Here is a 13,134-nt window from a genome sequence, read left to right on the forward strand (position 1 = left end):
CTTTGATTGTAGCTGAGGCTCCGGCCGCTTAACACCGACAAACTTCAGGGTTTATCTTTCTTTACTCACATCGATCTGTAAATCATTCGACAACATCAATGCACTCACTGTTCGTTGGATCAAGCTTACACCGTACTTTTCGCATAATTCTCAGCATTGTCGGATCGTAAAGTCCCTCATCGCGCAATTTGAGCCTGAGTTGCTGTAGCTGTTTCGCACGACGCTTTTGCTCTGTCACCGGGATATGCTGCCAGTATTCAGCTAACACATTGCGCTCTTCTGCTTTAACCCGCTTCACATAAAAATCGAACTTAAATAAGAAGTCCTCACGCAACATTTGCGCCAGCCCTGTTGGGAAAGCATCTCGGCGGGCAATTAATTGCATGGTCGATAAGGATTGAGGCATATTCATTATCTGCATAGGCGCATTTAACTGACCCGCAATGAAGGCATGATAAATGACAGCAGGAACCAGAATGGCGTCAAGTTCACCAGTGACAAACTGCTTCGCCGCCTCATTCGCTGACAAAACCCGGGCTTTGGCGTTTATTGCTTCCACAATGGCCTTTAGTGTGGGTTCCTGGTCCACTGTTGCCAGTCGCTGCTGTTGCAATTCAGAAAAACCAGAACGGGAACGACTTTGTCGGACAAAATAGCTATCCCCCAGGTAGGCAACACCGGCAACCACATAATCACCCTGCTCCATTTTTTTAGCCATTTTAGAACTGGCAATAACCTGACTAAGAATACGGAAGTGCTCAACATCCGGTACAGCGCCTGCAGCATCCAAGGTCGCAACAAAGCGGTTAAACTCATGTGCACGATTACCACGCATCAAAGCGGCCTGACACTCACCCGACTTTAAATCGGAAATAAGCTGATTCTCGTCTTGATAGGCACGCACATCCAATGCCAGGCCATAATGAAGCGACCTGAGTTTTTGATCATCAACAGTGGCATATATCGGGCCATTCTGACCCAGTGGATCCCAGACACAAAAGCTGCGATGGATTTTTCCATCTACCAACTGGTCTGCATGAATTTTAGTTAATGCACGAATACGTTTCTGCAACGGCAAGTTGCTGTTCATCACAGTGGATTGCAGTTTCTCCACTTGCTTCTGGGTGAGCTCTCGAGCCAATGTTTGTGATGAAATCATCATCAACATTAACGCCACCCACAGTGAAAGCCATCTCTGCTTCATTGGTGAGTTTCCTTGTTTTATTTTTATCATTATCTGACACGCAACAGCATTATCCTGGCTCAATCAGCAGAGTACAAGACACGCAACCCTACAATCAGCCGGGTTTTAAACTGATAAATTACGTTTTGTAACAGACGAAATCAAAAACACCCAGTAATGTGAGCATCATAAAAATAACAAGGACATAACTGACATGACAGATATTGCTCTGCAAACACCTCTTGAACGACTATACCACTGGGAAAAACACAGCCCGGATAAAACCTATCTGAGACAGCCAATCGATCGAGTATTTCATGAATACACCTGGGCTGAGGTAGGACAGAAGGTCAGGCGGCTTGCCAGTGCTTTAATTGCACAAAATTTTGACCAAGGCAGCCACATTGCCATTTTGTCCAAAAATTGCGCAGAATGGTTCATTTCTGACCTTGCCATCATGATGGCCGGGCATATTTCCGTTCCGATTTACTCCACTGCCGGACAAGAAACGATTCAGTACGTATTAAACCACAGTAATTGCCGGGCAATTTTCATCGGCAAACTGGATGATACTCTGTCTCAGTGCGATGCAATCCCAGGTCACATCAAACGACTGGGCTTTCCATATCCAAATGCTGAACGTTCAGAAGTAAAACTGGATTACCACTGGTCGGAACTTCAGGCCCAACCGCCACACCCAGGCAATCCGGTGCCATCCCTGGGTGACACCATGACAATCATTTATACATCCGGCAGCACAGGCAACCCCAAAGGTGTCGTTAACACCTTCGGAGCTTATGCTTTTGCCTGTAAACAGTTTGCCGACATGGTACAACTGACACCAGCCGACCGCGCACTCAGCTATTTACCTCTGGCACACATCACTGAGCGCGCCGTTGTTGAAGGTGCCAGTATCTTTTCAGGTTGTGAAATTACCTTTGTCGAGAGCCTGGATACCTTCCCGGAAGATTTGAAAGCCACATCCCCCACCCTGTTCGTTTCCGTTCCGCGGCTGTGGACACGATTCCAAATGGGTGTGTTGGCCAAGATGCCGCCGAAAAAGCTGAATCTGCTGCTCAGCATCCCGATCATCAACAAAGTGGTTGCGAAAAAAATTCGGCAGCAACTGGGGCTCGACAGCGCAAGGATTTATGGCAGTGGCTCAGCGCCATTATCCCCGGCGACCATTCGTTGGTTTGAACGCATTGGCATTGAGATCACCGAAGCCTGGGGCATGTCTGAAACCAATGTACTGGGCACCATCAGCCATCCATTCCGCAGTGATAAAGTAGGCAGCATTGGCAAACCCTACCCAGGTGTTGAACTACGTTTATCGGATGAGGGAGAAATTCAGGTACGCGGCGATTTTCTGATGAAAGAATATTACCTTGAACCCGAAAAAACGGCTGAAGAATTTACCGAAGACGGGTTCCTAAAAACCGGTGACAAAGGCTCCATTGATGACGAAGGTTATGTTCGTATTACCGGTCGACTGAAAGAGATTTTCAAAACCGCCAAAGGCAAATATGTTGCTCCGGTACCCATTGAATCCAAATTGATGGAAAACCCATTAATTGAGCAAGTGTGTGTTACCGGAACAAACCTGAAACAACCCATTGCACTGGTGGTACTGGCTGAAGATGCTAAATCACACGACCATGACCACATTAATGACAGCCTGAAACGCACGTTATCGAAGGTGAACGCCAAACTGGAAAGTCATGCCGTGCTGGATAGTATTGTCATTGTTAAGGAAAGCTGGACACCCGATAACGGACTGCTAACACCAACACTGAAAATTCGTCGCCACCTGCTTGAAGGCCGCTACCAGGAAACGATTCAACAGGAGCGAAGCGACAAAATTAACTGGCTATAACGGTATTAATGATTGCCCTGATACTCGGGAGTGAGTTTCAGGGCATATAACATACCCCCTCACTGTCATAACCACTCATTTCAACCGCTGCTGAAGTTGCTTCACCTGTGGAGAGCCTGGCGCAATATGCGATAGCTCAGATAAGTAGTGACGAGCCCTCTTCAGCTCACCCTCAGATTGCAGATAGAGAACCAAGGAGAGCAAAAGATCTGGCTGACCTGGGTATCGCTTAACAGCGGACTCAAGAAACAAGATAGCCTGTGCACGTTGATTCTGCCCTTCGAGTGCCACAGCATAGACATAGGCGTACCTGGCTGTGCTATCCGGTAACTCTGCCGCTGCTTTTAAATGCTTCAATGCTTGCTGATACGCTTTCTTACGAACCAGTGAAAGACCCATGCTGTGCTGAGCAGCAGCACTGTCCGGAGCAACAACCAGCGCTTGCATTAGTAATTTTTCGGCCGTTACTGCATCACCTTGCTGACGTTTAAAGTCCGAATAATTAACCAAAACCCGTACAGAGTTGGGCGAAATTTTGAGCGCATTCCGATAAGCATTTTCTGATGCCGACAGGTCGTTGTGATAACGATAATACTGTGCCAAAGCCAGCTGGCCATTAGGGCTATCGGCATTAAAATCAAGATATTGTTTATAATCGCGCATCAACTGCTGAAAACGTTTTCGCTGAACCACCGGAAGACCGGAATTGGCCATCATTGGAGTCAGTTCAATCAGCGCCTGAGCCAGGTCGTAACGTACCGCCGCCAGCTTTTCTTCCAATAACGGGCTGAGGAATTGCCATCGAAAATTAGCTGGGGCTGATGCAAAAACCGCTATAGCAGCACGCTTCACCAGTGGATTCGGATCCCTCAAATGTGCCTGAGCAGCCTCAAAGCCAACTTGAGAAGGAAAGTTAGTAAACTTCTGCAGCAGTGTTGCTTTAATCAGATCAGGCTTATCATTCAAAGCAGCCACTAGTTCTGACGTCACTGAAGCATCGGCCTGACTAGCACGCTTGTTAATTTCCGCCCAGTGATCACTGGCACGCTCAGCTTGCTTTGGCCAAAACGAAAACGCTTTTTGTAGCCAGGATTGATCTTTTTCAGAGTGGCAATTTCCACACACAAGCGGGCTATCATGCTGCTGACTTGTGATTAAATCAGGAACCACAAAACTGTGGTCACGACGGGGATCCACCCCCATATAAGTGCGCTCCGGCATATGGCAATCGACACACGATACCAGACCATCGTTATGCTGATGATGCGTTGGTACATCATATACCTGCTGCTGATGACACTGTGTACAAACCGCATTGCCACTGGCTTTAAGTTTGCCGCTGTGAGGGTTGTGACAATGACTACAAGTAACACCTTGCTGATGCATTTTACTTTGCTTAAATGAACCCAGAACAAACACTTCATCCTGAATCTGTCCATCATGAAAATACAGTGGTGAATCCAGCAATTGCAGCAAGTATTGATTATTGAAATCGTCACCAACCTCACTGCTCCCAAGCTGCATTCTGCGTGAGTGACAACGCCCACAGGTGTTGATCTCATCGATTTGAGCGGTGACATGCGGGCTTTTTTGAGACAATGGGCTGGCAATAGCCTCACCCTCGTTAAAAGCAAATACCGCGCCGGGGTTCTGGTAGGTTACAAAGCCCGTGTTATCGTCACTAAACTGCCCGCGCTCAACCAAATTTACATGATTTTTCCCCGGGCCATGACAAGCTTCACAAGCAACATTTATCTCGCTCCAGGTCGTGTTATAGGAAAAAGTTTCCGCAGAATAATTTTTTTCGAGATTTGTACTGTGGCATTCAGCACAGCGACTGTTCCAGTTACTAAAAGAACCCGTCCAGAAAAAAGGGTGCTGCGCTGAAATATCTTCATCGGGTTGCAGATGATACCAACGCTGCCCTCCCTCAATTTGAGGACGACTGTCCCAGGCAATATTAAAAGCCTGTACATGGCCATTATCACGGGCAATTAAATATTGCTGCAGCGGATAAAAGCCAAACGTATAATCTACCTTAAAACTCTTACGGGAACCGGTTTCATCCTCAGTTTCAATGAAAAAAACGCTGTCACCACCAGCTTTAATTTTCTGGGAAAAACGCGTTTTAATATTATGAAAAGTTACTTCAACATCATTAAAGTCACCCAATACATTATCGCCACTAGCAGGTAGCATCGACTGAAAATGGTCGGATTCTTGCCAATCCTCATACTGTTGTTGATGGCACGCAGCACAGCGAGATGACCCTACATAGGCACGATCCCCCTTTTCTACGCTCATCAACTTTTCAGCAGCCGATGCAAGCGTCAGATTGGGCATAATACCCAGCAGGACAATGAAAAAAATATAAAGCACAGGCATGTTGATTGGTTGCCAGAATCCCTGATTATCGGTCGTTATAAGAAGTTATGATTCAGAATGGTGACTCATCTGCGAGGCAGTATCCGGATATATTGTTTTTCAATCAAGCTTCATATCGATAACGGTTCTTTAATCAAAGGTTATCGCGATGTGATGGGCTCAAAGTAACACTCAAAGAGTAATCAGCTCAAGTTACATCAGGACACGCCCGACTAAAAAAACGTAAAATAAATAACAGAGTCGTATTAGCCGGCAAGTCTGAGTTACCATAAACACATTATTGATAACGCTGCACCGAGCCTCCTTATCAATAGTATCGTTTTCTTTAATTGTGAAGCTGCATCGTGTCCGATAATCTCCCTTCTGAACAAAAAAAATTAGCCAGCCCTGACCTCAGTTGGAATGATCAGGGCCTCCCGGTTTCACAACAGTTTGATGACCCTTATTTTTCCGTTGAAAACGGCCTGGAAGAAAGTCGTTATGTGTTTCTGAAACACAATCATCTTCCTCAACGCTGGAAAGGTCACTCAGGTGAATTCCATATCATCGAAACCGGTTTTGGCACCGGTCTCAACTTCCTGATGACCTGGCAGAGCTTTGTCGAATACAAAAAACAGTCCGATTCGCGAAAACGTCATGCACAAAAAAACAACGATCCAGAAACTGAATGGCTGCATTTTACCAGTATCGAAAAGTTCCCTCTGAGCAAAGAAGAACTACAACAAGCCATGTCACTCTGGCCTGAGCTTGCTACGTTCACAGAATTATTATTACAACAATACCCTCTCACCATTCCAGGTTTCCATCATTTGGTTTGGCCTGAGCATAAGGTACGCCTGACACTGATTTTTGATGACGTTCATAATGCCTTACCGCAGTTGAGTGGACCGGTACACGCCTGGTACCTTGATGGATTTGCACCCTCAAAAAATCCACAAATGTGGACTGACTCCCTGTTTCAACAGATGCGTAGAATCAACAACCGCTCCCCTTATGTTCACAGTACCGTCGCAACCTTCACGGCTGCCGGTATCGTGCGACGTGGAATCAAAGGTGCTGGTTTCGATATCCGTAAAGTGCCGGGATTTGGTCGAAAACGTGAAATGCTGGCTGGCGAGTTCAGCCTAAGCTGCGGCCCGGAACAACCGTCTTTTTACCGAGAAAAGCCCTGGCTGATCCCACAGCTGCCTAAAATACCGACCCCGGCTCCTCAAGCACCGATATCTGATCAGACACCTGGCAACGACAACATTCTTGTCATTGGTGCCGGACTGGCAGGTTGCTCGACCGCACGTGCACTGGCTGAGCGTGGCCATACCGTTACCCTGATTGATCGTCTGGGCATTGGCCAGGCAGCATCCGGCAACCCACAGGGTGGCTTGTATATCAAACTGGCTGCCAGCGACAACGCCATGCACACTCAGTTTTATCTCACCGCCTTTCAGCACAGCCTGGCCAAAGTGAAGGAGATCTCGGAACGTGGTACCGACTCAGACTTATGGGATGACTGCGGGGTTTTACAACTGGCGTACGACGATAAGGAACAACAACGTCAACAAAAATTCCTGCAAAGCAACCAATATCCAGAAGCTTTGATTACGCCTGTCACAGCCGAAGAAGCGTCAAAACTGGCCGGTTGCCCACAAAACCAGGGAGGACTGTATTTCCCTCAGGCAGGCTGGGCAGCCCCAGCAAAGCTTTGTGAACAGCTATGCCAACATCCTCTCATTAATGTCGAGAGATGGGACGTTCAGTCGCTAAAACAAAATGATGACGCTAGCTGGTTGCTGGAAGATTCTCACAATAACAGACGCAAAGCGGCACAGGTGGTCATTGCTAACGCTTATGATGCCAAACAATTGCTGCCAGACGCGTATCTGCCGGTCAAACGCATCCGTGGTCAACTCAGCATTCTTGATAGCTCACTGGTACCAGACATTAAGACGGTATTGTGTGCTCGTTCTTATATGGCACCGGCCAGAAACGGACTGACTTGTTTAGGAGCAACGTACAACCTGAATGACGATGAGCCAGAAGTTCGTGCCCAGGATCATATAACCAACCTGAATCATCTTCAGGATTTTGGCCCGGCATGGGCAGAAACAGATGCAGAAAGTGTGATTCAGGGACGTGTTGGCTTTCGCTGCACCACACCCGACTATTTACCCATGACTGGCAGCATCCCGGATACTCAGCGGTTCATTGAGGCTTTCCGCCCAATGGTAAAAAATGCAAAACACATCCCGAATACCGAAGCGCCCGTCATGCGTGGGCTTTGGTTGAATATTGGCCATGGATCACGTGGGCTGGCATCCGCCCCATTGTGTGCTGAATTGCTGGCTGCACAAATAACCAATAGCGCCAGCCCGACAGGACAAGCGATTGAAACAGCACTATGGCCAGGGCGTTTTTTATTAAGAGATATGATGCGTCGGAAAATTACCTGACAGGGAATATCAACAAGCTGCTAGACGCGCTTTAGCTGCCTACGGCGCGACTCAGCCCGGGCATTAACCTGAGCTTGCTCGCCGTTTTCACGAATAGCGCGCATGGTTTGCTCCAGCTCCGCGCAACATTGGCGAATTTCCAGTAGCTGCGCTTTGAGCAAATCAACATCCTGCATGGCGTCCGATACCCGGCGCCTGAGACGAACCTGCTGAATCTCAGTAACTTTTTTCAAAGATCCCAACCGTGCTGTTTCAGTACCTGTGTCATTTCAATGTGGCAGGTCTGTTGCACCGGGTCAAATAAAAGTGTCGCCTGGCCTGACTGCAGCTGAGCCAACACCTGGTTTTTCTTATCAGCCAGAGAATAACTGTAATCGCCATAATCTGTGCCTTCACGGCCAACAAAATCTTCGAGAATAGCATCCAGAGCATCAGCACTGAGCTGCTGATAAGGAATGGCAATCACCCCCGGCTCCGGGGCATCATCCATATAAGAAGGGATATCAGACATGTTGTTCAGCCAGCGAAACTCGCTTCGCGCTCCCACTCACAGCTCATACGTAATTCTGCATCGGATGGTGTATGGGTACCGTTATCGGCCTGCCAGTGAAAAGTGTGCTTGCCGGATAACTCAGTCTCAAGGTGAACCGTCGCATTCACCCAGTACATGCTTTTCAACAGCTGCTCGAATTGCTTCAGCCAATGCTCCCATTCATACTCTACGGCTTTGTAAGAGGCAGCAAAATGGATCAGTTGAGTTTGATAGGTGCCACTGAAAATATCATCTCCAGGCATGGAGAACATTTCACGGCAAAGAAAAGACCAGTCATCATCAACACCTAATGGAAGGTTCTGAATTGAACTCCAGTTAGCACGACGTTGTAATCTGGCACTGAACTCATCAGCAGCAGGAATATGGCGAATAACACCATATACAACGGATTCCTGATCGAATTGAGACACACGACGTCCTTAGGGCTACGACAAAAGCTGCTAATCATCATAACGGAAAGGCCGACAACACAAAACCCTTGTTTTGTGACCTCGCAAACAAATCAAAAACCTGGCAACCGACTGATTTTAAAAAGAAAAAGCCTCTGCACACAGTGCAGAGGCTTTAACAGGTTAAAACAAAACGTTAAAACCGAAGGAAAACAGTTATTTTGCCAAAACGTCAAAAATACGCTGCTTCACATAACGCCCCGGAGCTTCCTCCAGCGCAGGCAACTTGCCATCACCCGGCTGACGCACTGGCACCATTTCCATATCACCCTGTTTCAATACCCATTGTTGCCAATCAAGCCACCAGGAGCCTTCATGATTTTCACTACCTTGGTACCACTCATCAGGTGTATCAGCCAGCTTCTCATTGGTCCAGTAGCCATATTTATTCGCTTCAGGCGGATTAACAATCCCGGCAATATGTCCAGACCCCCCCAGTACAAAACGATTCTTACCGCCAAGCACCTGAGCACCTTTATAAGTTGCCTGCCACAAAGCAATATGATCTTGCGCAGTCGACACAAAATAAGCCGGTACCTTAACCGCACTAAGGTCAATTTTTACGCCATCCAACTCTAACGCGTTTTTCTCAATCAGCTGATTATTGAGATACATATTACGCAAATAATAAGAATGCATACGAGCAGGCAGATTAGTACTGTCGGTATTCCAATAGAGTAAATCAAATGCCGCAGGGCGCTCACCCTTCAGATAGTTATTGATAAAAAACGACCAGAACAAATCATTTTCACGCAGCGTATTAAAGCTGAAAGCCATTTGACGACCATCGTAATAGCCCAGCGCATCCATTTGTTTTTCAAGGCCAGCGATCGCTGTTTCATTAATAAACACACCAATTTCACCCGGATCGGAGAAATCGGTCAGCGTTGCCATAAACGTAGCGGCTTTAATGGTCTCTTTTTTCTTTTTCTTTTGGTAAGCCAGAGTCGCTGACAATAAGGTTCCGCCCAGGCAATAACCAATAGCATTGACTTCTTTTTCACCGGTCGCCTGTTCAATTGCATCAACAGCGGAGATAGGTCCTTCCAGCATGTAGTTTTCAAAACCCTTATCACGCATTGATGGGCCCGGATTGATCCAGGAAATCATAAATACGGTATGACCCTGATCCACCAGCCATTTTACGAAAGAGTTTTTCTCGCGCATGTCGAGAATATAAAATTTATTAATAAATGGCGGTACGATCAACAAAGGCCGCTTATATGTTTTTTCAGTGCTTGGCGTGTATTGAATCAGCTGCATCAGGTCATTCTGATAAATAACCTGGCCCGGCGTAGTCGCCAGATTCCGACCGACCTGAAAGGCACTAGTGTCAGTCATCGGTACATTAAGTGCACCACTAACGCTGGTCTCCAGATCTTCCAGTAACTGCTCCATACCTGAAACCAGGTTTGAGCCGCCAGTTTCCATCGTCTTACGGATCACTTCCGGGTTTAAATTGGCAAAGTTAGTCGGGGATAAAGCATTAACGTATTGGCGAATCAGATATTCTACTTTCTGGCGAGAATGGTCACTCAAACCATCGGTATCGCTAACCATCTTCATCAGGGTCTTGCCCTGCAGCAGGTATAACTGCTTCATGTAGTCGAAAACCGGGTTTTGCGTCCACTGATCATCCTTAAAGCGCTTATCACCTTTTTCAGGGGCAATCACCGGATCAACCTCTTTGCCCATAAAGCGCAATGCTGTCTGCTGAAACAGCTCTTGCTGTTTTTTCAGCATATCCATTTGGTCGGCAACAATTTTTTCCGGATGAGTCAGCATCGCTTCGCCCATCTCGCGCATGGATTCGGTAAAGTCCGTCATTACCGAAGCAGCCGGATCCTCAGCTGTGGTTTGGCGTGCTGCCAGCTTTTCCCATAAACGGCCATATTGTTCAGTCGCTTGACCGGCCATTTCATAAAAATCTTTCACTGCTGTTTCCATGCTCTCGGTCGACAGCCCTTTCATACTCCACCTTTCTCTTTACCGGTTGGCAAACCATTCTGTTGCCACAAAAATTCAGCAATAAAAAAGGCCACCAGAATCAGCAATCCGGGCGGCCCGTTAAAGCAACGCAACGTATTTTGTTACGCAGCTTTCGTTTTACCAGCAGGCTTAGCAGCTGTCGTCGTGGTTGCAGCAGCAGAAGTGCGTGCTTCTTCCATCAGGGTTTCAACCTGAGATTTGAATTCCATTGCCATATCAGACATTGCTTTAGCATCGTCCATAATTTTCTTGTTCAGAGAACTGGCAACTTCAGCCTGAGCAGCAGTAAAAGAACGCATTGTGTCAGCATCTTTTACTTCAGACGCTTTTTTCATCTGATCCAGACTCAGGTCTGCATAAGATTTGATAGCGTTCAGTTGGAACTCGGTCATTTTTTCCACGTTCTCAACAAACAGGCTGTTGAACTTGGTCATAGGCGAGTACATGGTTTTAGCCTGCTCAGCAAATGCGTTCAGGATATTCTCTTGCATGGTCTTGCTCCTTCAAGGTTTAACAAAAAGTCTACTAGCTGAATTGCTTACTCAATAGTAGTGGAATTTATCTTACAGTTGCATGACATCCGCCACTTAAAGTAACACTTTTTTGATTAAAATCAGCCTTTATTATTACAACTTGACTGCAATGGTAACAATCAAAAAAAACTGATTTTTTTCACCTGAAAAACTGGCTTTTTTTGTCCTATGGTCTACGCATTTATTGCCAAATAATAAGAGCGTTTAATTTAAAGAAATTAATTAACACTAATGTAATTAGTTAATTTTATTAACACTATTTTTCCTGATCCGCTGAATTAGCTCCTGACATCATATTGAACATCATATTCTGAAATTGCCCCATGGCACTCATCCCTTCTTTCATCATTGGCTGATACAACGACAGCGGGTCGTAACCCTCTTCTCCTGACTGCATTTTCTCGAGCATCTGGTTAAACAGCTCCTGTTGAAACTGCTGCACATCCGGTAGACCCATCACCCGACGAAACTCATCCGGCGTCATATCAAAAGTCACATTTATCTTCATTATTAATTTCCCGTCAAAAATGAATTCACTTCCAGTAAACAAAATAGCTATTCATCCGGCCGCAATCCAGCCCAACTTATCAGTAATGCTATTAATGCAACAAACGCACTGATTATAAATACCTGATCACCCGACAGACTGTTCCACAAAAGACCACACCCCCAGGCTCCAATCGCCCCCCCCAAGCCAAAGCCGATACTGGAATACAGTGCCTGCCCACGAGCCTGAGTTTCTGCTGAGAAATAATGCTGCACATAACGCATCGCCACAGCATGCATAACCCCAAAGCTAAAAGCATGCATCACCTGCGCCAGTAACAAGATAGCCAGCACATCAATGAATTCAGCAATCATCAGCCAGCGTATTGCAGTAATCGCTAAACTGAGCAGAATCCAACCACGCCAACTTAGCCAATGCATCAATCGATGAAATTGCCAGAATAGAATCACTTCAGCAAACACACCCAGCGACCATAAAAACCCAATGCCGGTTTTGCTGTACCCTGCCGCTTCAAGATAAATACTAAAGAAGGTGTAATAGGCGCCATGACTCACCTGCAACAGAATGGTCATCACAATAAATATCAGCACCGGGCGCTGCATCACCTGTGTCAGAAACGTCTGATCATCGCTTGCCGCTTTACGGGTACGAAAGCGCCCGGAACGGAACAACAAGCTATTGAGTAAAATCAGAACCATCACCAGCAACATCATCGTTGGTAACCACTGAATCCCCACCTGCTCAAATAACCAGCCCAAAGCAAGTACAACCACAATAAAACCCAGCGACCCCCAAACCCGAATACGGGAGTAATCATCAATGCGGTTTTTCAGCGATTGCATGGTGATGGTTTCGTATTGCGGCAACATCGCCGCCCAAAAGAAGCCATAGGCCACCATCACCAGCAACATGGCAACAAAACTGTTTGCCCACCACACGGCACTGAAACACACGGCCGTCATCAGCCCGGAGACGCGCACCATGCTAATAGGAGAAGAGAAATAACCCGCCCACCAGGCCCAGAGGTTGGGTGCCACAATACGCACCCCGGCAAATGCCGCCATCAGGCTGCCAATCTCTAAAGCGGAAAAGGATCGATATTGAAGATACAAGCCCCAGAACGGAGCGATGCAACCCAACAGGGCAAAATACAGGAAGTAGAAGCCGGACAAGCGACGATAAGGAATATCAGACGGCGTATTGTTCATCGT

The 13,134-nt window shown here is 46.8% G+C and carries 11 protein-coding genes; 2 read left to right on the plus strand and 9 right to left on the minus strand.

Annotation, left to right across the window (positions count from 1 at the left end):
* Positions 1 to 82: 82 nt before the first annotated feature.
* Positions 83 to 1,204, minus strand: a complete 1,122-nt coding sequence (locus KFF03_RS10345) for a putative solute-binding protein (RefSeq protein WP_255856814.1) — start codon at positions 1,202 to 1,204, stop codon at positions 83 to 85.
* Positions 1,205 to 1,397: 193 nt separating this feature from the next.
* On the opposite strand from KFF03_RS10345, the gene KFF03_RS10350 reads away from it, so the two are divergent.
* On the plus strand, positions 1,398 to 3,059 hold the full coding sequence (locus KFF03_RS10350; RefSeq protein WP_255856815.1) for an AMP-binding protein: 1,662 nt from the start codon (positions 1,398 to 1,400) through the stop codon (positions 3,057 to 3,059).
* A 75-nt stretch (positions 3,060 to 3,134) separates the two neighbouring features.
* Here KFF03_RS10350 and KFF03_RS10355 read toward each other — a convergent pair whose 3' ends face one another.
* Positions 3,135 to 5,363 carry a tetratricopeptide repeat protein gene (locus tag KFF03_RS10355; RefSeq protein ID WP_255856816.1) on the minus strand — a complete coding sequence of 743 codons (2,229 nt, stop codon included), beginning with the start codon at positions 5,361 to 5,363 and terminating at the stop codon, positions 3,135 to 3,137.
* A gap of 425 nt (positions 5,364 to 5,788) precedes the next feature.
* Between KFF03_RS10355 and mnmC the strand changes: the two genes are divergently transcribed.
* Complete coding sequence (gene mnmC, locus KFF03_RS10360) at positions 5,789 to 7,891, plus strand: bifunctional tRNA (5-methylaminomethyl-2-thiouridine)(34)-methyltransferase MnmD/FAD-dependent 5-carboxymethylaminomethyl-2-thiouridine(34) oxidoreductase MnmC (protein WP_255856817.1); 2,103 nt, start codon at positions 5,789 to 5,791, stop codon at positions 7,889 to 7,891.
* 20 nt (positions 7,892 to 7,911) lie between these two features.
* Here the strand turns inward: mnmC and KFF03_RS10365 are convergent, their stop codons facing one another.
* From KFF03_RS10365 to KFF03_RS10395, 7 genes are all read right to left on the minus strand, one after another.
* Positions 7,912 to 8,124, minus strand: coding sequence for a hypothetical protein (locus KFF03_RS10365; protein WP_255856818.1), 213 nt, complete (start codon positions 8,122 to 8,124; stop codon positions 7,912 to 7,914).
* Entirely contained in the window at positions 8,121 to 8,402 is a 282-nt protein-coding gene (locus KFF03_RS10370; protein WP_255856819.1) for a YheU family protein, read from the minus strand. Before KFF03_RS10370 ends, KFF03_RS10365 begins: the two co-directional genes overlap by 4 nt.
* 5 nt (positions 8,403 to 8,407) lie before the next feature.
* The gene (locus tag KFF03_RS10375; protein ID WP_255856820.1) at positions 8,408 to 8,854 is read right to left on the minus strand and encodes a hypothetical protein; all 447 of its coding nucleotides are present in this window, start codon (positions 8,852 to 8,854) and stop codon (positions 8,408 to 8,410) included.
* Positions 8,855 to 9,049: 195 nt separating this feature from the next.
* Positions 9,050 to 10,864, minus strand: coding sequence for an alpha/beta hydrolase (locus KFF03_RS10380; protein ID WP_255856821.1), 1,815 nt, complete (start codon positions 10,862 to 10,864; stop codon positions 9,050 to 9,052).
* A 119-nt stretch (positions 10,865 to 10,983) separates the two neighbouring features.
* On the minus strand, positions 10,984 to 11,373 hold the full coding sequence (locus KFF03_RS10385) for a phasin family protein (RefSeq protein WP_255856822.1): 390 nt from the start codon (positions 11,371 to 11,373) through the stop codon (positions 10,984 to 10,986).
* Between the two features lie 298 nt (positions 11,374 to 11,671).
* A complete protein-coding gene (locus KFF03_RS10390; protein ID WP_255856823.1) occupies positions 11,672 to 11,911 on the minus strand; it encodes a DUF6489 family protein in 240 nt (79 codons plus the stop codon).
* Positions 11,912 to 11,970: 59 nt separating this feature from the next.
* On the minus strand, positions 11,971 to 13,131 hold the full coding sequence (locus tag KFF03_RS10395) for an MFS transporter (protein ID WP_255856824.1): 1,161 nt from the start codon (positions 13,129 to 13,131) through the stop codon (positions 11,971 to 11,973).
* Positions 13,132 to 13,134: the final 3 nt, after the last annotated feature.

The sequence above is a fragment of the Bacterioplanoides sp. SCSIO 12839 genome (genome assembly GCF_024397975.1).
Taxonomy (GTDB): Bacteria; Pseudomonadota; Gammaproteobacteria; order Pseudomonadales; family Oceanobacteraceae; genus Bacterioplanoides.